This window comes from Halomonas borealis (genome assembly GCF_004798905.1).
Lineage (GTDB): Bacteria > Pseudomonadota > Gammaproteobacteria > Pseudomonadales > Halomonadaceae > Halomonas > Halomonas borealis.
This window is the reverse complement of the sequence record NZ_SDMO01000001.1, coordinates 235,170-260,171: the sequence shown is the minus strand read 5'-3', so window position 1 is coordinate 260,171 and position 25,002 is coordinate 235,170. Positions and strand designations below refer to the sequence as shown.

The following is a 25,002-nucleotide window of genomic DNA, read 5'->3' as shown; positions in this document are numbered from 1 at the left end:
GGGCTGCTTTCCCTTTGGCGTTCCGGTTTTGTGGAGCCCATTGAGTCACCAGCGCTCTCCCCTGCACATTTATGCCCGGCAGATCATGGTGCTGCGCTTGTTGCTTGAATTCAGGAACGCCAATAAAGGTTGTCCGCTTTTCATCAACTGCACCAAGCGGTGCGGTACCCAAGGTTTTCTGGTGCTCCAAACGGTCTAGCTGCTCAACCTGCCTGAAATACTCCAGTTCTTTGCGGTATTCCTTTAGCTCAGCGGGGAGGCGGGGATGGCAACTTGCTGCTGGCGCGGCTGAACAGCATCAAAGAATTCTGGGTATCCGGATTAAGTGGTAGATGGAGCCTCCTGCTCCTTCGACCATTAACTCTCCCAGAAGGTTGATAGATCGACGCCGTAGTTCTTCTCGGGCTCGGGGAGACCCATGCTGTAGGTCATGGTGGCCTTGCCCAGGAAAGGGGATTCCTTTATCTGTGGCGCCTTCTTCTTGTGCTTGGTGGTGTAGAGCATCCGCGCCTGCATCACCTCGAATGAGTAGCCCCGGCCATCCCGGTTCTTGTCCTTGGCCAGCCGGTTGATCGACTCCGTGAAGGCGTTGGTGATCGGGATGTCGGTCTCGAAGTAGGTCAGCATCTCCTCACGCCATGAGCTGACGGCGCTGACAAGATCCTTCCAGACCTCCTTCTGCCCCTGCGGGATGTCGTCAATCCAGGCAGCTAGTGCCTGCTCAGCATCTCGCCGGGTGGCACAGTCCCAGATGTGGTAGAACTGTTCCTTGTGCTCTTAGGCTGCCAGCAGCTGAGGGAAGGCCCCCCGTCCAGGTCTCCATGATGAGCCGTTCGCGGTCTGAGACATCGTGAGCCCGCTTCAGCAGGATCTTCCTATCACCCTTGAGCGTCCGTCGCTGGTTGGCCGTCAGCTCCTTCCTGAGCCCCTTGCGGACCTTCTCCAAGGCCTCGTTGGCCATACGCACCACATGGAACTTATCGACCACGATGCGGGCCTGTGGCAGCACCGCCTGGACGGCACGGAGGTAGGGCTTCCACATATCCATGCTGACGATCTCGACCTTGTCGCGCTCGGTCATGCTCATGAGCCGCTTCGTCACCGCGTCCTGCTGACGACCGGGCAACAGGTCCAACAGGGTGCGCTCTTCCAGGTTGGTCAGGATGCAGCGGTAGCGGCGGTTCAGGTAAAGCTCATCGATGCCCAGGCAGTGAGGTGTCTCAAAGCGGTGCCAGGCAGCCAGGAACTCAGCCTTCTTCTTGAAGATCTCGCGAACAGTCTTCTCGTCGAGGCCGGTGGTATCGGCTACATAGGCGTAGGGGTGGTTGAAGGCCTCCTTCTCGACGTGGCTGTAAAGCCTCCGCGTCATGCGGTGATCGTCTACCATTTCCGGTAGAGCTGGCCGGAACGTCCTTCCACACGCCCGGCAGGTGTAGCGGCGACGGACTACCCAGAGGGTGACCCGCTTTCCGTGGATGGGCAGGTCTCGGTAAGCCACATCGCGCTTGCCAAACCTGACGAACTCTCCCTCTACGCGGCACTCCTCGCAGGCCACAGGGACCGGAGCTTCAACCTGAAAGTGGAGGTCATGCTCTTCCATCTTTGTGCCCAGGATGCGGTATTCCGGTGAGTGAAGGACGTTGTCAGGCAGAATGCTCATGCAAACGTTCCTTGAGCCTCTTTGTCATGTCACGACGGCCATCTCGTGTGATGGCCGTCGATCACAAAGGTGTGCCGATGCCGGCCTCTCGAATGATGGTGGGGATGGCGATGCGGTTCCGGCCCCTCCCATCCCTCATGCTCATGTTGGTGGTGCTCGTCGTGATAGTGCAGATAGGTATGCGCCACCGGGTCGTGGTCATGCTCGAGGACCAGCGGATCCCGTGCCGGCCAGACACGGGTCGCGAGCGCCGTCGACAGCAGCGCAATCGCCCCCAGCAGGGCGAAGGTCTCGATCAGCCCCACCTCGGCCCCAACCCAGCCGGCCAGCGGATAGGCCACCAGCCAGCAGGCATGCGACAGCGAGAACTGGGCGGCGAACAGCGCCGGACGGTCCTCGGAGTGGCACGACTGCTTGAGCAGGCGCCCAGTGGGCGTCATGACCAGCGAGGCGCCGGCGCCCAGCAGGAACCACAGCCCCATCAGGCCGGCGAAGCCGGGCGCGAACAGGCCGAGGAACAAGCTCACCGTCATCAGCGCGGCGCCCGCGAGCATGATCGGGCGTTCGCGCACGCGATCCAGCACCTTCGGCAGCAGCAGGGCCACCAGCATCGAACCGCCCCCCACCGCCGCGAAGGCCATGGCCACCGCCTGCTCGCCCAGTCCCAGGGTAGAGCGGACGTAGACCACGGTATTGACGATCTGCATGGCGCCGGCGGCCGACACCACCATGTTCAGGCCCAGCAGCCCGCGCAGCCGAGGCGTCTTCAGGTAGATCCTCATGCCGTGAGAGACCTTACGCCACACGCTCGGTGCCTCGTCCTCCGCCGCCTGGGGCGACGGCAACACCACCGAGACCACCAGACCGGCCGAGACCAAGAAGGCCAGGCCGTTGAGCAGGAACAGCACATCGAAGCGCATCACCATCAGCAGCGCCGCGGCCGCCATGGGGCTGAGCAGGTTCTCGAGGTCATAGGCGAGCCGCGACAGCGATAATGCCCGGGTGTACTGTCCCTCGTCCTCGAGGAGATCCGGGAGCGTCGCCTGGAAGACCGGGGTGAAGCCAGCAGAGGCGGCATTGAGCAGGAAGATCAGCACATAGATCTGCCAGACCTCGGTGACGAAGGGCAGCGCGCAGACCACGGATGTCCGTAGCAGGTCCAGGCTGACCAGCAGAGTGCGGCGCGGCAGACGCGAGGCATAGGCCCCGACCAGCGGCGCGATGCCCACATAGGCCACCATCTTGATCGCCAGGGCCGTGCCTAACACGATCCCCGCTTTCCCGGCCGCCAGGTCATGGGCCAGCAGCGCCAGGGCGACAGTTGTCAGCCCGGTGCCGACGAGGGCGGTGACCTGGGCCATGAATAAATGGCGGTAACGACGGTGACTCAGCACTTGGAGCACGGGTCCTCCTCGAGGCGTGGCTGTCGGTTATCGGTTACAGGTAGCGAACGATCGCCTTGAAGTCTTCAAGTTGTGCGCGCTGGTCTTGATTCCGGCCCCTGTCGTGGGGGCCGATCGCTGCTTCCAGGCAGTGGTCGATATGGTCGTGCACGAGGGTTCGCTTGGCCTGCTGGATCGCCTTCTCCACTGCATGCAGCTGCTGGGCGATGTCCAGGCAAGGCCGCCCGTCCTTGATCATCTGGGCCACGCTCTGCAGATGTCCCCGGGCGCGACTCAAACGCTTGATGATGTCGGGATGCGACTGGTGGGTATGCGATGTCATGCGCAGCTCTTTGTTGGTATTCCTATCCCTCTGGGGGGGGATTAAGCTCAAAGACGCTATCGTGCCAATGCCCCAGGGGACTCGGCCAGATCGCGCCTCACTATCGGTCTTCGCCCCCGAACTGGTCTGCCCGTATGCTCCTCAACCGCCTGTGTCATCGCCTCGGTCACCTGACCCTCCTGCTGCTTATCGTGCAGGGGCTGGTCATGTCCGGCATTGGCGAGATACGCGCTCATGGGCCGGTCGATTCGGCGGCGGTCGAGCACAGGCTCCAGGGGGGGGCTCCCGGAAGCGCATGGCCACGCGCATGCGTCGATTAGTTCCGTGAAGTCAGGCAGCTGTGGCTCGGCGAGGACTGACGTTACCACCATCAGCAGTAAAGCCAAGCTCATCAGCCAGGCGTGCGAGTAAGGCTTGGGTATCACAATGGGCTCCTTCTGGGGGCATGGAACATGGTAGCCAATTTGGTGCAGCGCCCACTATGCAAAGTTCCACACGCCTAATCCCAGCTCACTCTTCAACAGAGTTCGGGCTTGAAGCTTGAGTCGCTATAGGTTTTATATTGCTGGGTCATCACGTGACACCACAAGGATAACGCATGGGACATCATCACGATCATCCCCACATTGATCCCACCTCTGGTGATCGTCGGGTGAGCATCGCCATCTGGGCCAACGGGATATTGACCATTGCCCAGATCGTTGGGGGTATCCTGGCGGGAAGCCTCTCGCTGATCGCGGATGCGCTGCATAATTTTTCCGACATGGCTGCGCTTGTCATTGCGTTTGCTGCCCGCAAGATCGCGAGACGACCGCCAGACTCACAGATGACGTTTGGCTATGGCCGAATCGAGGTTGTCGCAGCGCTGATCAACTACACCACCCTCATTATCGTTGGCATTTATCTAATTTATGAAGGCGCCATGCGCATGATCGACCCGCCAGAGATTAAGGGCTGGATAGTCGTAATCATCGGTATTGTCGCTCTTCTTGTCGATGCGCTAACGGCCTTGCTCACCTGGTCGATGCAAAAACATAGCGTCAATATCCGCGCCCTCTTCCTGCACAACCTGTCGGATGCCTTTGCGTCCATCGCCGTGATCATCGGGGGCTCACTGATTCTGCTGTATGACATGCGCTGGGTAGACCCCGCGATTACGATCGGCATTGCGCTCTATATTCTTTATCTCGCCTTTACTGAGATAGGCGGCCCTGTCCGGACACTGATGTTGGGCTCGCCACCCGATATCGATGGTCAATCAGTCATTGAAGCCCTGCGTGACGTCCAAGGGGTTGAGGATGTGCATCATGTTCACCTATGGCAAATGCAGGAGAACACCGCCGCGCTTGACTGCCACGTGGTTATCACGGAAGCCGGATGGCGCCAGCTCGAGGCGATCAAGGTAAATATCAAAGCTCAGCTGAAAGCGCGCTTTGGCATTGGCCACTCCAGTTTGGAATTTGAGCATATTGATCACGCTCATCAGGATGCCAACCTTTTTGGGCATGAGTAACACGCCATATTTGCTTGCTCAGGCACCCATCAGCGGCTGAGCTCCACTCAGCAGCATCCTGAGCTTGCTTTAAACCCAACTCTTTGAAATTGAGAGAAAGAATGTACAAAAAAGCGACTTTTATCCTGGTCGGAGCGTTGATGCTGACGGCCATCATTGTGATCGTGTCGAGGCCCTCGCTGTTGGGCATGGGCGCCGAGACGGCCAGCCGAGAGGGGGCACAGGCCGAGAATTCGCTGGTGCGTGCACACTCGCCGGTCCTGGGGCCGGAAGAGGCACCTGTGACGATCGTGGAGTTCTTCGACCCGGCCTGTGAGGCCTGCCGCGCCTTCTACCCGCTGACCAAACGCATCCTGGAAGAGTACCCCGAGAAGGTGCGGCTGGTGGTGCGCTACACCCCCTTCCATGGAGACGTATCCGAAACCGCCATTCGCGTGCTGGAGGTCGCCAGGCGTCAGGATGCCTTCCAACCGGTGCTGGAGGCGCTGCTGGCTCGCCAGAGCCAGTGGGCGGCTCATGGCAGTGTCGATGAGGAAGCGATCATGGAGATCGCCAGCGAGGCCGGGCTGGACAGAACCGCAGCCGAAGAGCAGCTCAATTCACCAGAGGCACAGGCGGTCTACGACCAGGACAAGGCTGACGTCGAGGCCAACCAGATCAGCAAGACGCCGACCTTCTTCGTCAATGGCGAGCTGTTGGACCCCTTCGGCATGCAGGAGCTGGTCGACGCCGTTAACCGTGAGGTAGCCGAGGTCTCCGGCGAAGAGGATGCATCATGACACGACGCTGGTTGCTAGTGGGACTGATGGTCCTGAGCCCCGTGTTGGCCGAAGCCCGTGGGCAAGAGCGTGCCGGATTATCACCTGCCAAGCCGGCATCGGACAGGGCACAAGCTATCGCGAAGGTGGGTCGCGTCGCTCAAAAGCTCACCGTGGAACCAGGGGATACCCTGGACGCACTGCTGCAACAGCTTGGCGTGAATACCGAGACGCGCACCCAAGCGGCGACCTCGCTGGCGGAGAGGTTCGACCCGAGACGATTGCGGCCCGGAGATCGTATCACTTTCACCTCTCTGGCGACGGGACAGCCGGTGTCGGTGGCCATCGAGCGTGACTCGGGTATTCAGTACGTCGTCACCCTGGGTGAGCGTCCGTCGACGCGCATTGTCCAGCCTCGCCTCGACACCCTGACCCTGGGTCGTGAAGTAGACGTCAAGACGTCACTCTATGCCGCCTTGGCGGCTGAGGGGGTACCCAGGCGTTTCGCTGCAGAGCTTGACATGCTGCTGGGCGGACTCATGGACACACGCCGAGATATCTCGGGTGGCGAGCGCCTGCAGTTACTGTGGGAAGAAGATCGCCGTGAGGATGGCACTCGAGTCGGGCCTCCCCGTCTGACCTATATGGGGTTGGCTGACCAGGCGGAGCGGCTGGAGCTAGTATGGCCGGCGGACCAGAGAGCCAGCGTGATGCTCTTCAAGGACGGTAGCCTCCAAGACACCTTGCAGTTCCCGATTCTCGGCGCACGCCTGACATCCCCCTTCGGCAACCGGCGCCATCCCGTGTACGGCGGGGTCCGACGTCATGACGGTATCGATCTTGCCGCGCCTCGCGGCACCCCGGTCATGGCCACTGCGCCGGGGCGCGTCTCCTTCATCGGTCGCCGGGGAGGTTATGGACGTGTTGTCGAGATAAAACATGATACGGGCACCATCAGTCGCTATACGCATCTCAGCCGTTTCGCTGCCAGCCTGGCGGTCGGGGCCCCCATCAAGGCCGGCGACAAACTGGGTGAGGTAGGGGCTTCCGGACTCGCCACGGGGCCCAACCTGCACTACGAAGTGAGAGTGGATGACCGCCCCGTAGATCCCCTCGAGGAAGGGCAGCGCATTATTCTGAGTGAGTCACCCACACGCCAAGAGTATCGCAGCGCACTGTTCGAGGCTCGGACACGTCTGCAAAAAGCCATCGGAACGTCCGCTGCTTCCGGTCTTGCCGCAATGGTGAACTGACAAGCCTTTAGGTGGACTTGCTGTGAAACACGCCTCGGTGGGCACAATGTACCTAGCGTCGCGTGACGCTACAGCCTCAGCGGCACTCACTTCACACGGGCAGGGGTTATGGACGGTGTCTCGCCAGTCACACTGGGGTTTTTAGGCAGCCCCGCCGCCGGCGCGATGATGTATGTCATTAGCCGCGAGATCATTCCCCAGGCCCACCGCAGCGGTCACCAGAACAAGGCGACCCTGGGCTTCTCTATGAAGTTGGTGATCATGCTGTTCCTGAATGTCTCAACTAGGGCACGCTGGGACGCACAGGAGGTTATCCCAAATCGTGAGCGCCTTTGTGGGCTGCCTCACTGATACACAACTGGTGATCACTCAGCACCTCGATGATGCGACAGCTCTCGACCTTGCTGCCGGCGCACTGGCTCACCATCCGCTTGAGCTCGTCACGCAGTGCCGAGAGCCGCTGCAGCCGCGACTCCACTTCCTCCAGGTGATGCTTGGCAACGGCATCGACCTCCTGACAGGGCATGTCGGGCTGGTCGGACATCGCCAGTAGCTCACGCACCGCATCCACCGAGAAGCCAAAGTCTCGGGCATGGCGAATGAAGGTCAGCCGCCTGACAGCTTCTTCGCCATAGCGCCGCTGCCCACCCTCGGTACGCGATGCATCGCCCATCAGCCCGATGCGCTCATAATAGCGCACCGTTTCAGGCTTGCAGCCGGCGCGCCGTGCCAGCTCGCCGATACCGATGGCATGGCTAATCTCCGGCATCCTGATGCTCCTCTCGCATGACTTGAACCTGTAGTTGCTACAGGGATTATGCTTCAAAATAAGATTAAGACATTCGGAGAAGCAACGCCATGACCGAACCAACGCAAAGCACTATCTCGTCGACGCTGACACTGCAGGTGGAAGGCATGGACTGCGGCGGCTGCGAGCGCAAGGTAGAGGCCGCTCTGGGCCGCCTGGAGGGCATCGGGGAGGTGTCGGCCAGTTCGGTCACCGGATCGGTGAGGATTCACCCTCAACAGGATACGACGCCTTCTCATGAGGCGATCGAGCGGATCCTTAACGAGCTCGGCTACCAGCTTGCCACCGATGATGAGGGAGATGAGGCGGATGCCGCTCCGGCCTCTTGGTGGCAGACCGCCAAGGGACGCTTGGTGCTCGTCACGGGGGGGCTGCTGGCTCTGGCCTTCGTTCTCCGCCTGGTCTGGCCTAGCCTAGGCAACTGGCCCTTCGTTGCGGCCACCCTGGTGGGGTTGGTGCCCATTGCACAAGGCGCCTGGGGTGCGCTGAAGATGCGCAACCCCTTCACCATCGAGATGCTGATGAGCATCGCCGCCTTGGGGGCCCTGGCCATCAATGCCGCCGCCGAAGCGGCAGTGGTGGTCTTCCTGTTCGCCGTAGGCGAGTTGCTGGAGGGGGTGGCCGCGTCGAGGGCGCGACGCAGCATCTCGGCCCTGGCGGACCTGACGCCGTCCACGGCGAGGCTGATGGAGGATGGGGATACCCGTGAGGTTTCGGCCGCCTCGCTCACGCCTGGGCAGCGAGTCCTGGTGCGACCGGGCGACCGCGTGCCCTGCGATGGACGTATTCTGACCGGCGAATCCGACCTGGATGAGTCACCGATCAACGGGGAGTCGGTGCCCCGCACGCGGGCGCCGGGGGACGACGTCTTTGCCGGCACGGTCAACCTCGATGCCGCCCTGGAGGTGGAGGTAACCCGCGGCGCCGAGGACAACACCATCGCACGGGTCATCCGCCTGGTGGAGGAGGCCCAGGCCGCCAAGGCGCCGGTGGCACGTTTCATCGACCGCTTCGCTCGCTACTACATGCCGGCGGTGGTGGGGCTCGCCCTGCTGATGGCGGTGGTGCCGCCGCTGGTCTCGACCATGGCCTGGTCGGAATCGATCTATCGCGCCCTGGCCCTGCTGTTGATCGCCTGTCCCTGTGCTCTGGTGATCTCAACCCCCGCGGCGATCGCTGCCGGCCTCTCGGCGGGCGCCCGGCGGGGCCTGCTGATCAAGGGCGGCGCGGTGCTCGAACAGCTGGGTAAGCTGCGGACGGTGGCGCTGGACAAGACCGGCACCCTCACCGCCGGCACCCCCAAGGTCACCGACGTGGAGGACTGGGCCACTGGCCAAGGCACGCAAGAGATCCTGAGGCTGGCGGCTGGGATGGAACGTGACTCCAGCCACCCCATAGCCACGGCCATCCTCGCCCACGCTGAGCAGTTGGGCCTTTCCCTTCCACTGGCGAGTGAGAGCCGCGCCCTGTCGGGCCGAGGGGTCGCCGGTCGGGTCGAGGGGCGTGAGTTGAGCCTGATCACCCCCCGCCACCTGGCAGAGCAGGCCGCTCTCGATCACGACCTGAGCGCTCGGATCGCCGAGCTGGAGGGGGCCGGCAAGAGTCTCGCCGTGCTGGTCGAAGGCGAGCATCCGCTGGGCCTGATCGCCGTGCGCGATGAGCCGCGTGACGATGCCCGGGAGGGGCTGACGGCGCTGTCGCGCCTGGGCGTGCAGGCAGTGATGCTCAGCGGTGACAATGCGCGTACCGCCGCGGCCATCGGTGACAGCCTGGGCATCGAGGCACATGGCGAGCTGATGCCCGAGGACAAGGCCCAGCGCGTTCGTGACTGGCAGGCCGCCGGCCGAGGCCCCGTCGGCAAGGTGGGCGACGGCATCAACGATGCGCCGGCGCTGGCCGCGGCAGAAGTGGGCATCGCCATGGGCGGCGGCACGGATGTGGCACTGGAAACCGCGGATGCGGCGCTGCTCAAGAACCGCGTCGGCGGCATCGCCGAGCTGATCGCCCTGTCCCGAGCCACGCTGCGCAACGTCAAGACCAACGTCGCCCTGGCGCTGGGCCTGAAGGCCATTTTCCTGGTGACCACGGCGCTGGGCATCACCGGCATGTGGATCGCGGTGATGGCGGATACCGGCGCCACCGTGCTGGTGACCCTGAACGCCATGCGGTTGCTGGGTTATCGCTTCTCGCCAGGCAATGCCACGACTGGCTCGGCAAGCCCGCGCTACCAGGCAGCCACGTCATGAGAACGAAACGGATAGCGATGGCGCCGCAGAGCCGCTACTGGTTGGCACTGGCCGTTATGGTCGGCCTGGCCGACCAGGTCATCAAGGGGCTGGTGCAGGCGCTGATGCCGTATGGCCAGACCATCCCGCTGACCCCATTCTTCAACTGGGGTCACTGGTGGAACACGGGGGCGGCCTTAAGCTTCCTCGCCGATTCAGGTGGCTGGCAGCGCTACCTCTTCCTGTGCTTTGCAGGGTTGGCGACTATCGTGCTGACGTTCCTGTTGTGCAGGCCCAGGCCCCGCCTGGAGGCGCTGGGGTACAGCTTGATGCTGGGTGGCGCGCTGGGTAATGGCATCGACCGCCTGGTGCGAGGGTATGTGGTGGACTACCTGGACATCTACTGGCGAGAGTGGCACTGGCCCGCCTTCAACCTGGCGGATATCGCCCTGTTCCTGGGTGTCATCGCCTTTGCGATTGCGGCCTTGCGTGAGCGTCCCTCCCCCAGATTGTCTGAGTGACGGCATGGATGCACAGAACCAGCCAGTCCGGGACATGACGCCTGTCGGACGGCTCTCTCCGGTCCTCGGCTGTTTGCTGGCCCTGACCGCCGGGGGGCTGACCACCCTCAGCGCCGCGCCCTTCACGCTGTGGTGGCTGGGCCCTGTGGCGGTGGCCCTGGTCTATGTCGGCATCCATGCCCTGACACCCGCTCAAGCCGCGCTCCGTGGCTGGTGCTATGGCGTGGGCCTGTTCGGCTCCGGTGCCTCCTGGGTCTTCGTCGCAATCCACGGCTATGGGGATACGGGGGCGCTCCTGGCGCTCTTCCTCACCGGTCTGTTCGTGGCCAGCCTGGCGCTGTTCTATACCGTGCCCTTCTGGCTCTATCGCCGCGTCACGGGCCGACGCCTGGCCTTCCTCAGCTTCGCCGGCACCTGGGTTCTCAGCGAGTGGCTGCGCACCTGGCTGTTTACCGGGTTTCCCTGGCTGCTGCTGGGCACGTCCCAAGTGGACTCGCCGCTGGCGGCCTGGGCCCCGGTGGGCGGCGTCTATCTTCTGTCGCTGATCACCGCCCTGACCGGCACCCTGGGCGTGGAGCTGCTGCGCCGACGCTGGTGGGCCCTTGCCCCTATCGCCGCCCTGTGGCTGGCCCCGTTAGCCTTGCCGGGTCAGTGGACCAGCCCGGCCGGCGAGCCGCTCAGCGTGGCGCTGTTGCAAGGCAACCTCGACCAGAGCATCAAGTGGAGTGCCCAAGGCCAGCGCGAGGCGGTCAACATCTACACGGCGTTGACCGGGGAGCAGCCCGACGGCATCGACCTGATGGTCTGGCCCGAGGTGGCGCTGCCAATGTTCGAGGAGGAGGCGCGGCCCATACTGGAGCGGGTGCAGTCCAACCTCGCCCCCGACACCGCCCTGCTCACCGGCATCCTGCAGCGCGACGGCGGCGACTACTACAATAGCGTGATCGGCCTGGGTAACGCCGAGGGCCACTACCGCAAGGCGCGTCTGGTACCCTTCGGCGAGTACCTGCCGCTGGAGAGCCTGCTCGCCGGCACCATCGCCTTCTTCGACCTGCCCATGCCGACCATGACGCCCGGGCCCGAAGCTCAGGGGCCGATCCACGCCGCCGGAACCACCATCGGTAACGCCATCTGCTACGAGATCATCTATGCCGACCGGGTCGCCGAGCAGGCGCGCGCTGCCGAGCTACTGCTGACGGTCTCCAACGACACCTGGTTCGGCCGCTCCATCGGCCCCCTGCAGCATTTGCAGATGGCCCGTCTGCGTGCGCTGGAGAACGGCCGATACCTGATTCGCGCCACCAGCAACGGGATGACTGCCATCGTCGATCCTCAGGGCAGTGTCACAGCCCGCGCACCACAGTTCCAGGCGACGAGCCTTCGCGGCGAGGTGCGGCCCATGGTGGGAAACACGCCGTTCACCCGAACCGGTAGCTGGCCAATCTGGCTATTGGCCGCCTTACTGGTGCTGCATGGATGGCGAATTAACACACGTCGGTCTGGATGATAATGGTCCAGTCAAAAAAGGAGAGAATTATGGCGTTATCGAAACCTCACTCTGGTACAGCGAGAGAAGCTCCATTGTGGCAGCTCCGAAAACGCACAGTGGTGGGGGTGCTGGCCGGTTGGCTGGCACTCATCGGCGCTTCTCAGGCCGAAGAGGAGGGCGAATGGCCCCGCGGCCACTATCCGCTGCCTGAGGAAGGCAATGTGATCGGCGACACCTACCGCATAACGGTGGATGATCGAGAGGATACCCTGCTCGATATCGCCAGGCGACACAACCTGGGGTACCGGGAGATCATGCGAGCCAATCCGGACACCAGCATCTGGATCCCCGGCGAGGGAACCGAGGTGACCATTCCCGGACGCTTCATCCTGCCCGATGTCGAGCGCAACGGGATCGTCATCAACATCGCCGAGCTGCGCCTTTATTACTATCCCGAGGTGGATGACGACGAGACGCCGCGTGTCGAGACCTATCCTATTGGCATCGGTCGCGAGGGCTTCGGTACGCCCCTCGGTGTCACCAAGACCACCATGAACATCAAGAATCCCGCCTGGTATCCACCCGAGTCGGTTCAGCGTGAAGCCAGGGCACGCGGTGAAGAGGCGCCCAGCGTGGTGCCCCCAGGCCCGGACAATCCGCTGGGAGACCATGCCATTATCCTTGGATTCGATGGCTACTTGATCCATGGGACCAACCAACCGGATGGAATCGGCATGCGTGCCAGTCGTGGCTGTATTCGCATGTTCCCCGGGGACATCGAGTCGATCTTCGACCGCGTGCCCGCCGGCACCCAGGTCCGAATCGTCAACCAGTCCATCAAGATCGGCTGGTACGAGGGGCAACTGCTGGTTCAGGCATTCCCGCCTTTGGAGGGAGAAGGGCACAGCATGTCCACATTGGTAGAGACCATCACACGTCTCAACCAGCGCAACGCCGAGGGCTGGAGCTTCGATTATGAACAACTTCGCGGCCTATTAGATGACCCCAGCGGTCGCATGGTAGCCCTGAATCCCAAGCCGGAGCCGGATAGAACGCATGACACTGACTACCAGGGTATCTACGCAGAAATCGCGCTGGGCAGGCCATGATGACGACGACACGGCGAGTCCTGTCAGTCTCGTGACGCTGACTTCAGGCGTGGATGATACAGGATCTATCGTCCTCTGCAGGGCCACTTTGCCTATGGTCATGTCACTCATGTCGGCACCTGCGAAGTCTCCGAAAAGAGTTTACTGGCCTTACCATGGTACGGTGGTAAAGGTCGCAGACGTGTAGGCAACGCTATCGTTCACCCGGCACAGCAGGACAACTGCGTCACATCCTTGGTGAAAGTCTGAGCACAGAGCTTGAGCCCTTCTACCATGGTCAGGTAGGGAAACAGCTCATTGGCGATGTCGTGTACGGTCATGCGTGCGCGTAGCGCCATCACCGCCGTCTGGATCAGCTCACCGGCTTCTCCCGCCACCGCCTGTACGCCCAGCAATCGCCCCGAGTCGCGTTCGGCCACCATCTTGATGAAGCCACCGGTGTCGAAGTTCACCAGTGCCCGGGGCAAGTTTTCCAGGTCCAGCTCGCGGGTATCGACGCTGAAGCCTTGCTCGATGGCCTCGGCTTCCGTCAGGCCGACGGTGGCCACCTGGGGGTCGGTGAAGATCACCGCCGGCATGGCGCTCAGCTCCAGGGTGGCTTCGCCCCCGGCCATGTTGACGGCAGCCCGGCTGCCCCCGGCGGCGGCGACATAGACGAACTCCGGCTGATCGGTGCAGTCACCGGCGGCGTAGAGGCCCGGTACCGTGGTTTGCAACTGCTCATCCACCAGGGTCGCCCCACGCGCGGTTTCCACGCCGAGGCTCGCCAGATGCAGGGCCTCGGTGTTGGGTGTCCGTCCGGTGGCCACCAGCAGATGATCCGCCTGCAAGGTGCCGGCATTGGTGTCGACAATGAATAGATTATCAAGGTAATCCACACGGCTCGCCTGGGTCTGCTTGAACACCTCGATACCCTCGCGGCGAAACGCCGCCTCCACCGCATCCCCTACCGCCGGGTCTTCCTGGGACAACAGGCGGCTCCGGGCCAGCACGGTGACCTGGCTGCCCAGCCGAGCGAAGGCCTGGGCCAGTTCCAGGGCGACCACTGAGGCCCCGATCACGATCAGCCGCTTGGGAAGGGTATCCAGTGCCAGCGCGCCGGTGGAGGTCAGGTAGGGAGTGTCGGCCAAGCCCGGCACCGGCGGTGCTGCCGGTCGGGCGCCGGTGCCGATGAAGGCGCGATCGAAGCGGACGGTCTGCTCGCCGCCCTCATTCAGCGTGACCGTCAGGCTATGGGCATCGACGAACCGCGCCTCCCCCTTCAGGACCGTGATGGCCGGGTGGTCGCGGAGTATGCCTTCATACTTGGCATCGCGCAGTTCCTCGACACGCCGCTGTTGCTGCTCGAGCAGCTTGGCCCGATCTACCACCGGCGCTTGGCTGCTCAGGCCGGCATCGAAGGGGCTTTCCGTGCGCCAGTTGGCGATATGGGCCGCGCGAATCATGATCTTGGAAGGTACACAGCCGGTGTTGATGCAGGTACCGTCGAGGGTGCCGCGTTCTATCAGGGTGATGCGGGCGCCGCGTTAGGCGGCCTTCAGGACCGCCGCCATGGCGGCGCCGCCGCTGCCGATCACCGCGATGTGCGGGTTCTTGTCATCACTCATGAGGGGAATTCCTTGAATAGGTAGAGGCGTTGTTACAGCAGGCGTCGTATTGCTTCTCGCGCCATAGCGCATAGAGGGTCAGGCCGATGAAGAAGGCCAGGGCAGGAAGCAGTACCACGTCCAGGTAGCCGGTCAGTGCCGCCAGGCCAACGGTGCAGCAGGATCACCAGGATGGGCGTGAAGCAGCACAGCGCCAGCAGGACGGTGCCAATCACGCTTGCGCGCAGCAGGGGCTTGGGGTTCTTCATGGTCACTCCCGATCCGCTTCCGAGGGTGTCGGGGATGAGGGGGAGCCGGCGTTGGTGGTGGCTTCGGTCAATGCTTCGACGTGCGTTCGTGAATCGTCGAAGGTGACCACCGCCTCACGATCCGGGTAGCTCACATCGACGTGCGAGACACCGTCCACTTTGTTGAGGGCGGCCTTGACGGTGATCGGGCAGGCGGCGCAGGTCATGCCCGGCACCGACAACGTCACGGTCTGCGGGGCGGCCCAAGCCGACGTGGCGAGCGTCGCGGAAAGCGCAATGCAGGCAGCGAGTCGTTTCATGGCGATCTCCTCTTAGTAGAACAGGGGCAGGAGGTAAGGAAACAGCAGCGCGATCAGCACCAAGGCAGCGACGATCCAGAAGATGGCTTTATACGTCGTGCGAACCTTTGGCATCGCGCAGGTTTCGCCTGGCTTACAAGCGGTGGTAGGCCTGTTGGTCGGCCCCGTACATTGCCATCCTGTCGGCTAGTTCGTTGCCTTCAACTCCTGCGTCCCCTTTGACGTGGGCGATGGTCAGCGACGATTTGAGGCTTTCGTACAGCGCATGCGTGGGCTGGATGATCTCCGGGTTCTTTATCGCCTCTCCATTGGCTTTCTTCCAGCCGCGCTTCCGCCATTCGCCGGCCCACTTCGTGATGGCGTTGGTGGTGTACATGGAGTCGCAGTGGATCCGCACGGACGATCCCTGCGCAATTTCCTCCTTGGCCATATGTAGAGCTTGGAAAAAGGCGTTTAACTCGGCTGTATTGTTGGTCCCCTTGGGGTTGTAGAGGCCATACCAGAGCTGGTCGAGGGTGCCCTTGCGGTAGATGGCCATGCCCGAGCCGGCATCACCAAGATTGGGGTCACAAGCACCATCGCAGTAGATTTCCGTGTCGAAGGTCTCTCCCGGGTGAGTATGATCGTCCTTTTTTGACGCCTTATTCCGCCGAGATGTGCGGCCCGAAGGGGCCGAGGCCACGCTGCCAGATGTCGTCGCCTTCTTGTGTGGTGAAGATCCCGGTCTGCCGGCCGACCCAAACGACATAGAATTTGGGGGCTTTCTTTGCTGTCATGCGGCGCTCCGTGGCGGTGATGTTCTGATGCAGGAATAGAAGAGCCCGCCCCTTACAAGCCGGGCTCGGTCAGTCAACATAGTTTCCTAAAGCTCTCTGGGCGATTCGAAGTGTCTTGAATGCAGCTCGTCAGCGTAGCGCTCGATGAAGTGTGCTACCTGTTGTAACGCTTTGATAACAAGAAATACTGCTGTAGGGCCTGCAGGCTGCCTTGCCACAGCAAAACATGCGCCATGCCCGAGTGTTCAGTACTTCAAGAGTGTCCTTACTAGCTCTGTGGTAGGATGAAATCGGCCCAATTCTGCATCATGGCCCGTCGCTTATTGAAGAGGTCTCCACGGCGATAGGCCGCTTCCACCTTGTTCTCGATGGTGTGGGCCAGCGCCATTTCTGCGACGTCACGAGGATAACTGGTGACTTCGCCGGTCCAATCGCGAAAGCTCGAGCGGAAGCCGTGGGGCACGTAGTCGCCCCGTTCGCCACCCTGACCATAGCCGATGCCTCGCATCAGCTGCAGCATGGCCATATTGGAGAGAGGGCGTCCGTAGCGCGCTCCGGGGAAGACATAGGAGTTGCCCTTCACTCGCGGTAGCTGGGCCAGCAGCTCCACCGCTTGCCGTGACAGCGGCACACGGTGTTCGCGGCGTGCCTTCATTCTGTCGGCTGGGATCGTCCAGGTTTGATTGTTGAGGTCGAGCTCCAGCCAATCAGCGCGCAGGACCTCTGAAGTGCGCGTAGCTGTCAGGATCAGGAACTGCAGGGCCCTGGAGGAAACGCTGGTATAGCCCAGAAGCTCGGCCATGAAGGCGGCAACATCATCATAGGGCATAGCCGGATGGTGGCTTACCTGCTTGACCCTAGATGGTTTGGCCAGCAGCTTGTCGAGGTGCCCACGCCAGCGGGCCGGGTTCACAGGATCTCGGTAGTTGTGCGCCGCGGCGTAGTCGAGGACGTTCTCAATCCGGCCTTGCACGCGCTTGGCCGTTTCGGTCTTGCTGGTCCAGATCGGTGACAGGATTTTCAGGACGTCTTGGGTGGTGACCTCATCGACAGGCTTGTTTCCGATGACCGGTCGAGCGTAGGCCTTCAACGTGCTGACCCATTGCCGCGCGTGCTTGGCGTTCCGCCAGCTGCGGCGGTGGGACATGATGTAGCGGGCGGCACAGCTGGTGAAGGTGGGCGTGGCCTCGTCTACTTGCTCTTCTTCTACCTTGGCCTCAAGGGGATCAAGGCCTTCCTTGATGAGGCTACGGTTCTTGCCGGCACGAGCTCGCGCTTCAGCAAGGCTGACGTCCGAATAGCTACCAAGGCCCATGTCGCGAAGTTTGCCATTGCGCCGGAACCGATAGATCCAGCTTGCTCCCCCTTTCTTGCCGATCTTGAGGTACAGGCCCTCACCATCGTTGGTCAACCCGGGCTTGGCCTCCCTGACCAGTTTCTGTACTCCACGTGTGGTGAGCTTGCCCATGGCCGCCTCCTCGTTGTCGAAGGATTAGCGTACCATACCCTAGCCCATACTCCGGCCCATACTTTGACTCTGGAAATGTCGGTACGGCTTTGGATCTTGCTGGACAGAGATTAAAAAAAATAAAGCTAAAACAATGAGTAATTATATTTTATTGGATGTTTCTGAAGCCTAATCAAGCGGACTGTCCCTCCGCCACTCGAATCGCGAGCCCCGAGAAACAGTCGACGACTGGTCTCGGGGCTTTTTCGTGGCCGGAAGGTGCGCGTGGTGATCGCTCTACCGGCCCCTGCGAAGGCCTTGAGGAGACATCGTGATGCTGGGCTTCAAGCACCACCGCAACAAGATCGCGCTCGAGTGTGCCTCCACGTTGTCGATGGCCATGATCACCGGCGCCGCGATCGGCATGCTGGTCGGTGGCAGGTTGGGACCGACGGTCGGTTCCGCGGTCATCGCCTACAATGCCGTCAACCTTGTTATACTGGTGCACAAGAGAGCCCAGCTCGCGGCAATGGAGGAGCGAGACGATGAATAGCCTGATGATCGTGGCCGCCTTGGTCATTCCCGTCGCGGCCATCACCTGGTGGGCGATTCACCACACCAACAAGGAACTGGACGGCGAGTAGTGCTGTGCCGACGTCCCGGCAGATGGGCCGGGATGCGGTGCCCGCTGGCCTGGTGCCGCCTGCACAATGCCCCGAGTCCATCGTCGAACGTTGACGCCGTGAGGCGTTCACACTTGCGTCACTATCCGCCAGGCGGCATCCTGTCGTTATCGCCGAGATCAACCACACGGAGCTTCGGATCGATGGCTTATCAAGACACACACATGACGACGCAGCAGTCGAGTGCCGTCAGTACCAACAAGGTGTTGCGCAACACCTATGGCCTGCTGGCCATGACCCTGCTGTTTTCCGCCGCCACGGCCGGCGTCGCCGTGGCCATGGGCGTTCAGCAGATGAACATCCTGCTCTTCTTCGTCGGTGCCTATGGCCTGATGTTTCTGGTGCACAAGACCGCCAACTCGGCCCTCGGCCTGTTGTCGACCTTCGCCTTCACCGGTTTCATGGGTTTTACCCTGGGACCGATCATCAGCGCCTACCTGACGCTGCCTAACGGCGCTCAGTTGATCATGACGGCGCTGGGCCTGACCGGCTTGACCTTCTGCGGTCTCTCCGCCGTGGCGCTGGTTACCCGTAAGGACTTCAGCTTCCTAGCCAACTTCATGATGGCGGGCGCCATCGTGTTGATGCTGGCCATGGTCGCCGGCCTGATCTTCCAGATCCCGGCGCTGTCGCTGATGGTGTCCGCCGGTTTCGTGCTGTTCGCCTCCGCGGCGATCCTCTACCAGACCAGCGAGATCGTGCACCGGGCCGGCGAGACCAACTATATTCTCGCCACCATCACCCTGTATGTCTCGATCTACAACCTCTTCGTCAGCCTGCTGTCCCTGCTCGGCATCATGAGCCAGGATTGACGCTAGCCACGGCGATGCGAGAATGCTGGCCCCGCTTCGGCGGGGCCAGCTTGTTTTTGAGAGGATGATCATGCGCTATGCGATCCTGCTGATGGGGGCGCCCTACAGCGATCAGGCCAGCCACTCGGCGCTGCGTTTCGCTCGGTCAGTGCTGGCGCGAGGGCATTGCCTGGAAGCGGTGTTCTTCTACCATGACGGCGTCTACAACGCCGCGCGGCTGGCCGCTCCACCCCAGGATGAACCGCACCTGACCGATGGCTGGGTCGCGCTGTGCGAACAGCACGACGTGGCGCTTCAGGTGTGTATCGCGGCGGCGCTGCGTCGCGGCCTGATGGACGAGCGCGAGGCGGCACGCCACGGCAAGAACGGACACAGCGTCGAGGCGCCGTTCGAGCTGACCGGGGTCGGCCAGCTGGTGGATCTGAGCCAGCGCTGCGATCGCCTGGTGACCTTCGGGCCCTGAGGAGAGTGCCAAATGCACCACGACCATGATACGCCCGCTGGCGATCTGCTGGTGATCCTGCGTCATGCCCCGCATGGCAGTGGCTGGTTGCGTGAAGGGCTCGACGTCGCCCTGGTCGCGGCCGCCTTCGGCGGTGACGTCTCGCTGCTGTTCATGGGCGAGGGCGTGACGGCCCTGGTCGAGGACCAGGCCGCAGGAGCGCTGGACCAGAAGGGCACCGCCCCTACGCTTCGGATGCTGGAGATGTATGATATCGACACGCTATGGGTCGAGGCGGAGGCATTGGCGCGTTTCGGCCTGAGCGCCGACGAGTTGATGCTGGCGCCGCGTGTCCTGCAGGCCGAGGATAGCGCCGAGCTGATCCGTCGCCATGCACGCGTACTCACCTTCTAGCCCGGCTCGGGAGATGCCCTCATGAACCTACATATCGTGAACCGTTCACCGGCCAGCTACCGGGTGCATGAGCAGGCGCTGGCCGCCATGGGCCCCGAGGATCGCCTGTTGCTGATCGAGGATGGCGTGCAGGGCGCCTTGCCGGCGCTGGTGCGTCACTTCGAGGCTATTCCGGGGCGGCTCTTCGCGCAGCGCGAGGATCTCGAGTCGCGGGGGCTGCTCGGCCGCTGCGATGGTGAGGTACAGGTGGTCGACGTGGAAGGCTTCGTCCAGTTGACCGAGCAAGCCGAACAAACCCTGAGCTGGTACTGAGCGATGGCAAGCAGCGAAATAACTCGTCACCTCTGCGTGGCCGATGCCCGGGTCGGGCTCGACCCGGAAGGCTATCTGGTCGACATCGGCCAGTGGTCGCCGGCGGTGGCCGAGGCCTTGGCCAGCGAAGAAGGCGTGATCCTGGAGGCGGAGCACTGGGAGGTGCTCGAGGTCCTGCGGGCCTTCTATGCCGAGTATGAGATGGCGCCGGCCATGCGTCCGTTGGTCAAGGCGGTGGGGCGGGACCTGGGGCCCGACAAGGGACGCTCGATGCATCTGATGCGCCTGTTTCCCGGCAGTCCGGCCAAGCGGGCGGCGCGCCTGGCCGGGCTGCCCAAGCCCACCCACTGCCTGTGACCCTCCACGGAGACTGAGATGAACTTCCTGGCCCATGGCTGGCTCGCCCGCGGCGGTAGCGACGACTTCCTCTACGGGAACCTGATCGCCGATGGGGTCAAGGGGCCCGACCTGGATGCCTGGGCCCCGGGGGTGGCGGCAGGCATACGCCACCATCGCCGAGTGGATGCCTTCGTCGATCGTCACCCGGTACTGCTCGAGGCCAAGGCCTTGGCGCCGCGCGACGGGCGTCGCGTGGCCGGTATCGCCCTGGACCTGATGTGGGATCACTGCCTGGCACGGCGGCTGACGAGGCTCGAACGCGATGATGTGATCGCGCGCTGCTACCGGTTGCTTGCGGCGCGCCCGGCCCCCGATCGACTGGCCGCCATGATGCCGGCCCTGGTCCGCCAGGACTGGCTACGCGGCTACGCTGACTTCCGTTTCACTTGCCGGGCGGTAGCCGGGTTGGGACGGCGCTTATCGGGCCCCAACCGCCTCGCCGCACTGTTGCCATGGCTCGAGCGCGATTACGCCGTGCTGGATGCGGCCTTCGCCCGGCTCTGGACGGACCTCGAGGCGCATCTCGATGTGCCGGCCGCTCGGCCAGCCCCGGCGTCAGTCGATCCGGAGCCACAGGCAGCGCAGCGTATCGCCCTGCGACACTGAGGACTCGGGGGGAATCACCGCCAGGGCGTCGGCCCCCACGCAGGAGGAGAGCACACCGGAGTTCTGATCCTCGAACGCCCGGGCCTCGATGCCGTCGGTGCTAAACTCGAGGGTCACACGCATGTAGTGCTGGCGCGGCCCGGTGTGGGTGGAGAAGGCCGCCCGGGCGGAAAGCGCCGGCAGTGATGCTAACGCCGGGCAACCCAGCAGGGCGCCCATCAGCGGACGCAGGAACAGCCAGGCGCCGACGAAGCCGGAGACCGGGTTGCCGGGCAGGCCCACGAAACGGGCCTCGCCGCCGGCGGCCTTCGGCAGTCGTCCGAGCGCCAGTGGCTTGCCGGGGCGAATCGCCAGCCGCCACAGGTCAAGCCGCCCCAGGGCCTCGACGGCGCCGCGTACGTGGTCCTCTTCCCCCACGCTCACGCCGCCGGTGGTGATCACCACGTCCGCGACCTCGGCGGCTTCCTCGAGCCGTCGACGGCTGGCCTCGGCGGTATCCGGCACCGCCGAGGTCATCACCACCTCGGCACCGAAGCGCCTGAGCAGCGATGTCAGCAGCGGGCGGTTGGTGTTATAGATTTGTCCCGGCGCCAGGGGCTGGCCGGGATCGACGACCTCGTCGCCGGTGGAGAGCAGCGCCACCCGTGGCCGGCGGCGCACCTCGACCTCGGTGATGCCCTGGCCGGCGAGATGGCCGAGCGCGGCGGCGTCGAGCCGCGTGCCGGCCGCCAAGAGCGGCTCGCCGGCGGCCACATCACGCCCGCGGCCACGCAGGTTGTCGCCGGCCGGTACGCCTTCGGGCGGCCGGGCATGCTCGCCCTCCAGCGCGACCCTTTCCTGCATCACCACGCAGTCGGCACCGGGCGGGATCTCGCCGCCGGTGAAGATGCGCGCGCAGCCGCCGCGTGCGAGCGGCGCGGCCGGGGTGCCGGCGGCGATGCGTTGGCGGATCGGTAGCCAGCGGCCGGCGTCGCCGTGATGCAGGGCATAGCCGTCCATGGCGCTGTTATCGAAGGGCGGCACGTCGAGTCGCGCGGTCTGCGTCTCGGCGAGCACGCGGGCCTCGGCGTCCGCGAGCGACAAGCGCTCGGCGCCGAGCGGCGCTAGGCCTTTCAGCAGCGCGTCGAGCGCCGCCTCGACGGGCTGGAGGTCAGCCATGGGTGCCTCGCTCGGGGATGACCAGATTCGCGAAGTTACACGGCCGGTGCCGGCTGTCGAGCTGTTCGGCGAGGATGCCGTCCCAGGCAGTGTGGCAGGCGCCGGTCGAGCCCGGCAGGCAGAACACCACGGTGGCGTTGGCCAGCCCGCCGAGGCAGCGGCTTTGTACGGTGGAGCTTCCCACCTCGTGCCACGAGAGCTGGCGAAACAGCTCGCCGAAGCCCTCGATGCGCTTGTCGAGCAGTGCCGCGACCGCCTCGGGGGTGGAGTCCCGGCCAGTGAAGCCGGTGCCGCCGGTGATCAGGATTCCCTGGATCTCGGGATCGGCGATCCAAGTCGCGACCACGGCGCGGATGCGATAGACGTCGTCGGGCACGATGCGCTTGTCGGCCAGGCGATGGCCGGCCGCGGTCAGCCGTTCCACCAGTGCTTGGCCGCTGCGATCGGTGTCTTCGCTGCGGGTGTCCGAGACCGTCAGCACCGCCAGGGAGAGGGGAAGCATCGCCTCGCTCATGAATCGGCCTCTGGCTTGGCGGCCTGCCGAGCCTCCAGATCGGCCAGTTGTTGCGGCGTGGCCTTGGCCTGGTAGAGCGTCTTCCATTCGCTATAGGGCATGCCGTAGACGTGCTCGCGGGCGGCCTCGTAGTCGAGGCTCTCGCCGCGTTCCTCGGCGGCGGCGACCAGCCACTTGGAGAGGCAGTTGCGGCAGAAGTCGGCGAGGATCATCAGCTCGATGTTCTGCACCTCCTTGTGCGCGTCCAGGTGGCTGAGCAGCCGACGGAAGGCGGCGGCTTCGAGCTCGGTGCGGGTGTCGTCATCCAGGTGCTGCATGGCGTTGGCTCCGTTGTCAAGAAGGCCAATGGGGTGGCTTCCGGTGTCTCGAAAGAGTGGGGCGCGAGGGGCAGCGAGGTAGCGTCACTGGGTACACACCGAGAGCACCACGGCGTCTTCCTCGCTCACCGACACCAGGGCGTGCCCCATGTCGCTATCGAAGTAGATGCTGTCGCCCTTGGCCAGATGCAGGGGCTCGTAGAACTCGGAATAGAGCTGAATCTCGCCTTCGAGGATCATCAGGAATTCTTCGCCGTCGTGGCGGACCCATTGGCAGAATTCCTCGAAGCTGCGTGCCCGCACGATGGTCTTGAAGGGGATCATGTGCTTCTGGGCCATTTCGCAGCTGAGCAGCTCGTGCTCGTAGGTCGGCGTCGGGTGCTGCTGGCCATCGCCATGGCGCGTCAGATCGCGACGCCCCATGGTTCGGGCCTGGGGGCGCGGTTGGGAGAGCAGCTGAGGGAGGTCGATGTCCAGGCCGCTGATCAGCTTCTGTACCGCGCTGAAGGTCGGCGATATCTGATCGTTCTCGATCTTGGACAGCGTGGAGCGTGCCAGGCCGGTGCGCTCGCTGACGTCTCCCAGGGTCCACCGGTTGGCCAGGCGAATCTCCTTGAGCCGCTCGCCGAGCCGGAGTGGCTCGACGAAGGCCTTGCGCCCGGAGGCGATGCGCAGGGCGGCATCTTGGTCGTTGGTGGCGGGCATGCGGGTTCACTATTGGAAACAGGGTTTCCTTTAGACTACCACATCACCGATCGCCTGCGGGCTTGGGTGCGACCCCATGTGGATGGGGGGCGACATGGAATCGGCAGGCGTCATCCTGAGGCGGGGCGTTTCCGCGGGGCAGGAAACATGGCGGCGTCGCTCGCCTGGCGCCTCAGTCCAGCGGCAGCCCCATCAGCGCCTTGAGGTGCGCTTCGACGCCGCGGCCCAGGGCGGGGAGATCGTAGCCGCCCTCGAGCACCGAGACCAGACGATGTTCGGCGTGACGCGCGGCGACGTCCAGGGCCAGGCGGGTGATCCAATAATAGTCCGCGTCGTCCAGGCAGCACTCGGCCAACGGGTCGTCGCGGTGGGCGTCGAAGCCGGCCGAGATCAGCACGATCTGCGGGGCGAAGTCGTCCAGCGCCGGTAGCCAGTCTCGTTCGATGGCCCGGCGCCAGGTGGGGCCGTCGGTGCCGGCAGGCAGCGGCGTGTTGATGATATTGGGGGCGTCCGTCGACAGGTGGCGCCAAGGGTAGAAGGGCGATTGGAAGCTGGTGCAGACCAACACCTCGGGGTCGTCGCGGAAGATATCGATGGTGCCGTTGCACTGGTGCACGTCGAAGTCGAGGATCGCAACCCGTTGCGCCCCATATCGTTGCCTGGCGTGTGCGGCCCCGACCGCCACATTGTTGAAGAAGCAGAATCCCATCGCCAGGTCACGCTCGGCGTGGTGCCCCGGTGGGCGCACCGCACAGAAGACGTTGTCGGCCTGGTGGCGATAGACCCGATCGACGCCGCTCACCACGGCGCCGGCGGCATGCCGGGCGGCCTGCAGGCTGTGGGCGTTCATCAGGGTGTCGTCCTCGAGCAGGACCATCCCATGCTCGGGGACGCAGGCCTGAAGGGACTGCAGGTGATGGGGTGGGTGGACGCGGGTGAGCTGCTCGTCGGTGGCGGCGGGGGCGTCGCCCTGCATGGTCTGTTGTAGCAGACCGGCACGCATCAGGCGTGCGTGGATGGCCTCGAGGCGCATGGGGCTTTCGGGGTGCTCGGGCCCCATGTGGTGGCGGTGGCACTCGGGGTGGGTCAGATAGGCCGTGATCATGCGAGGGCTCCAGGTGCGTCATCGTTACCCTAAGCGCGATGGGGCCTTGCATGACAGTGGCCATAAGTCGTACACAGGAAGCAATCTCGACACGCCC

Annotated in this window: 29 protein-coding genes and 1 pseudogene; 14 read left to right on the top strand and 16 right to left on the bottom strand. The window is 63.7% G+C overall.

Annotated elements, in window-relative coordinates; translation table 11 throughout:
* Nucleotides 1-357: 357 nt before the first annotated feature.
* The 3 genes and pseudogenes from ETC07_RS01205 to ETC07_RS01195 form a co-directional block, all read right to left on the bottom strand.
* A pseudogene (locus ETC07_RS01205) lies at nucleotides 358-1,660 on the bottom strand (ISL3 family transposase).
* A gap of 29 nt (nucleotides 1,661-1,689) precedes the next feature.
* Entirely contained in the window at nucleotides 1,690-3,063 is a 1,374-nt protein-coding gene (locus tag ETC07_RS01200; protein WP_112056430.1) for an MFS transporter, read from the bottom strand.
* A gap of 34 nt (nucleotides 3,064-3,097) precedes the next feature.
* Complete coding sequence (locus tag ETC07_RS01195; protein WP_112056432.1) at nucleotides 3,098-3,385, bottom strand: metal-sensing transcriptional repressor; 288 nt, start codon at nucleotides 3,383-3,385, stop codon at nucleotides 3,098-3,100.
* A 598-nt stretch (nucleotides 3,386-3,983) separates the two neighbouring features.
* On the opposite strand from ETC07_RS01195, the gene ETC07_RS01190 reads away from it, so the two are divergent.
* From ETC07_RS01190 to ETC07_RS01180, 3 genes are all read left to right on the top strand, one after another.
* Nucleotides 3,984-4,898, top strand: a complete 915-nt coding sequence (locus ETC07_RS01190) for a cation diffusion facilitator family transporter (RefSeq protein WP_136246712.1) — start codon at nucleotides 3,984-3,986, stop codon at nucleotides 4,896-4,898.
* Nucleotides 4,899-5,038: 140 nt separating this feature from the next.
* Complete coding sequence (locus tag ETC07_RS01185; RefSeq protein ID WP_240724523.1) at nucleotides 5,039-5,677, top strand: DsbA family protein; 639 nt, start codon at nucleotides 5,039-5,041, stop codon at nucleotides 5,675-5,677.
* Nucleotides 5,674-6,909 (top strand): M23 family metallopeptidase, encoded by a 1,236-nt coding sequence (locus tag ETC07_RS01180; RefSeq protein WP_136246711.1) that lies wholly within the window; start codon nucleotides 5,674-5,676, stop codon nucleotides 6,907-6,909. Before ETC07_RS01185 ends, ETC07_RS01180 begins: the two co-directional genes overlap by 4 nt.
* 310 nt (nucleotides 6,910-7,219) lie before the next feature.
* Here ETC07_RS01180 and ETC07_RS01170 read toward each other — a convergent pair whose 3' ends face one another.
* On the bottom strand, nucleotides 7,220-7,678 hold the full coding sequence (locus ETC07_RS01170; RefSeq protein WP_112056442.1) for a MerR family transcriptional regulator: 459 nt from the start codon (nucleotides 7,676-7,678) through the stop codon (nucleotides 7,220-7,222).
* 89 nt (nucleotides 7,679-7,767) lie between these two features.
* Here ETC07_RS01170 and ETC07_RS01165 point away from each other — a divergent pair, with 89 nt between their 5' ends.
* From ETC07_RS01165 to ETC07_RS01150, 4 genes are all read left to right on the top strand, one after another.
* On the top strand, nucleotides 7,768-9,963 hold the full coding sequence (locus ETC07_RS01165; RefSeq protein WP_112056444.1) for a heavy metal translocating P-type ATPase: 2,196 nt from the start codon (nucleotides 7,768-7,770) through the stop codon (nucleotides 9,961-9,963).
* Nucleotides 9,960-10,463: a signal peptidase II gene (lspA, locus tag ETC07_RS01160; protein ID WP_136246710.1), complete on the top strand. Its 504-nt coding sequence runs from the start codon at nucleotides 9,960-9,962 to the stop codon at nucleotides 10,461-10,463. Before ETC07_RS01165 ends, lspA begins: the two co-directional genes overlap by 4 nt.
* Before the next feature lie 4 nt (nucleotides 10,464-10,467).
* A complete protein-coding gene (gene lnt / locus ETC07_RS01155) occupies nucleotides 10,468-11,970 on the top strand; it encodes an apolipoprotein N-acyltransferase (RefSeq protein ID WP_240724522.1) in 1,503 nt (500 codons plus the stop codon).
* Nucleotides 11,971-12,044: 74 nt separating this feature from the next.
* Nucleotides 12,045-13,061 (top strand): L,D-transpeptidase family protein, encoded by a 1,017-nt coding sequence (locus tag ETC07_RS01150; protein WP_240724521.1) that lies wholly within the window; start codon nucleotides 12,045-12,047, stop codon nucleotides 13,059-13,061.
* A gap of 200 nt (nucleotides 13,062-13,261) precedes the next feature.
* Here the strand turns inward: ETC07_RS01150 and merA are convergent, their stop codons facing one another.
* From merA to ETC07_RS01120, 7 genes are all read right to left on the bottom strand, one after another.
* Nucleotides 13,262-14,536, bottom strand: coding sequence for a mercury(II) reductase (gene merA, locus ETC07_RS01145; RefSeq protein ID WP_438590655.1), 1,275 nt, complete (start codon nucleotides 14,534-14,536; stop codon nucleotides 13,262-13,264).
* A gap of 124 nt (nucleotides 14,537-14,660) precedes the next feature.
* Entirely contained in the window at nucleotides 14,661-14,786 is a 126-nt protein-coding gene (locus ETC07_RS16495; RefSeq protein WP_240724520.1) for a mercury resistance system transport protein MerF, read from the bottom strand.
* Nucleotides 14,787-14,918: 132 nt separating this feature from the next.
* Nucleotides 14,919-15,215 carry a mercury resistance system periplasmic binding protein MerP gene (gene merP, locus ETC07_RS01135; RefSeq protein ID WP_112055405.1) on the bottom strand — a complete coding sequence of 99 codons (297 nt, stop codon included), beginning with the start codon at nucleotides 15,213-15,215 and terminating at the stop codon, nucleotides 14,919-14,921.
* 12 nt (nucleotides 15,216-15,227) lie between these two features.
* Nucleotides 15,228-15,329, bottom strand: coding sequence for a mercuric transporter MerT family protein (locus tag ETC07_RS01130; RefSeq protein ID WP_205742482.1), 102 nt, complete (start codon nucleotides 15,327-15,329; stop codon nucleotides 15,228-15,230).
* Between the two features lie 19 nt (nucleotides 15,330-15,348).
* Entirely contained in the window at nucleotides 15,349-15,897 is a 549-nt protein-coding gene (locus ETC07_RS01125) for an RNase H family protein (RefSeq protein ID WP_205742481.1), read from the bottom strand.
* Nucleotides 15,857-15,991: a ribonuclease H1 domain-containing protein gene (locus tag ETC07_RS15730; protein WP_181463086.1), complete on the bottom strand. Its 135-nt coding sequence runs from the start codon at nucleotides 15,989-15,991 to the stop codon at nucleotides 15,857-15,859. The genes ETC07_RS01125 and ETC07_RS15730 overlap by 41 nt, the downstream gene beginning before the upstream one ends.
* Nucleotides 15,992-16,259: 268 nt before the next feature.
* Complete coding sequence (locus ETC07_RS01120) at nucleotides 16,260-17,459, bottom strand: tyrosine-type recombinase/integrase (protein ID WP_136246708.1); 1,200 nt, start codon at nucleotides 17,457-17,459, stop codon at nucleotides 16,260-16,262.
* A gap of 313 nt (nucleotides 17,460-17,772) precedes the next feature.
* Here ETC07_RS01120 and ETC07_RS01115 point away from each other — a divergent pair, with 313 nt between their 5' ends.
* The 7 genes from ETC07_RS01115 (at nucleotide 17,773) to ETC07_RS01085 (ending at nucleotide 21,106) form a co-directional block, all read left to right on the top strand.
* Nucleotides 17,773-17,991 (top strand): hypothetical protein, encoded by a 219-nt coding sequence (locus tag ETC07_RS01115; RefSeq protein WP_136246707.1) that lies wholly within the window; start codon nucleotides 17,773-17,775, stop codon nucleotides 17,989-17,991.
* Between the two features lie 273 nt (nucleotides 17,992-18,264).
* Entirely contained in the window at nucleotides 18,265-18,933 is a 669-nt protein-coding gene (locus ETC07_RS01110) for a Bax inhibitor-1/YccA family protein (RefSeq protein ID WP_136246706.1), read from the top strand.
* Nucleotides 18,934-19,003: 70 nt separating this feature from the next.
* A complete protein-coding gene (gene tusD, locus ETC07_RS01105; protein WP_136246705.1) occupies nucleotides 19,004-19,396 on the top strand; it encodes a sulfurtransferase complex subunit TusD in 393 nt (130 codons plus the stop codon).
* A 12-nt stretch (nucleotides 19,397-19,408) separates the two neighbouring features.
* A complete protein-coding gene (gene tusC, locus ETC07_RS01100; RefSeq protein WP_136246704.1) occupies nucleotides 19,409-19,789 on the top strand; it encodes a sulfurtransferase complex subunit TusC in 381 nt (126 codons plus the stop codon).
* A gap of 21 nt (nucleotides 19,790-19,810) precedes the next feature.
* Nucleotides 19,811-20,101, top strand: a complete 291-nt coding sequence (gene tusB, locus ETC07_RS01095) for a sulfurtransferase complex subunit TusB (protein WP_136246703.1) — start codon at nucleotides 19,811-19,813, stop codon at nucleotides 20,099-20,101.
* A gap of 3 nt (nucleotides 20,102-20,104) precedes the next feature.
* Entirely contained in the window at nucleotides 20,105-20,458 is a 354-nt protein-coding gene (locus ETC07_RS01090; RefSeq protein WP_136246702.1) for a TusE/DsrC/DsvC family sulfur relay protein, read from the top strand.
* Nucleotides 20,459-20,476: 18 nt separating this feature from the next.
* Complete coding sequence (locus tag ETC07_RS01085) at nucleotides 20,477-21,106, top strand: acyl carrier protein phosphodiesterase (protein ID WP_136246701.1); 630 nt, start codon at nucleotides 20,477-20,479, stop codon at nucleotides 21,104-21,106.
* On the opposite strand, the gene ETC07_RS01080 is transcribed toward ETC07_RS01085, so the two are convergent.
* The 5 genes from ETC07_RS01080 to ETC07_RS01060 all read right to left on the bottom strand — a co-directional run bounded on the left by ETC07_RS01080 (nucleotide 21,056) and on the right by ETC07_RS01060 (nucleotide 24,905).
* Nucleotides 21,056-22,264: a molybdopterin molybdotransferase MoeA gene (locus ETC07_RS01080; protein ID WP_136246700.1), complete on the bottom strand. Its 1,209-nt coding sequence runs from the start codon at nucleotides 22,262-22,264 to the stop codon at nucleotides 21,056-21,058. The genes ETC07_RS01085 and ETC07_RS01080 overlap by 51 nt on opposite strands.
* Complete coding sequence (gene moaB, locus ETC07_RS01075; protein WP_136246699.1) at nucleotides 22,257-22,778, bottom strand: molybdenum cofactor biosynthesis protein B; 522 nt, start codon at nucleotides 22,776-22,778, stop codon at nucleotides 22,257-22,259. Before moaB ends, ETC07_RS01080 begins: the two co-directional genes overlap by 8 nt.
* Nucleotides 22,775-23,095 carry a DUF1244 domain-containing protein gene (locus ETC07_RS01070; protein ID WP_136246698.1) on the bottom strand — a complete coding sequence of 107 codons (321 nt, stop codon included), beginning with the start codon at nucleotides 23,093-23,095 and terminating at the stop codon, nucleotides 22,775-22,777. Before ETC07_RS01070 ends, moaB begins: the two co-directional genes overlap by 4 nt.
* Nucleotides 23,096-23,179: 84 nt before the next feature.
* Complete coding sequence (locus tag ETC07_RS01065) at nucleotides 23,180-23,800, bottom strand: helix-turn-helix domain-containing protein (RefSeq protein ID WP_136246697.1); 621 nt, start codon at nucleotides 23,798-23,800, stop codon at nucleotides 23,180-23,182.
* Between the two features lie 172 nt (nucleotides 23,801-23,972).
* Nucleotides 23,973-24,905, bottom strand: a complete 933-nt coding sequence (locus ETC07_RS01060) for a histone deacetylase family protein (RefSeq protein ID WP_136246696.1) — start codon at nucleotides 24,903-24,905, stop codon at nucleotides 23,973-23,975.
* Between the last annotated feature and the right edge of the window lie 97 nt (nucleotides 24,906-25,002).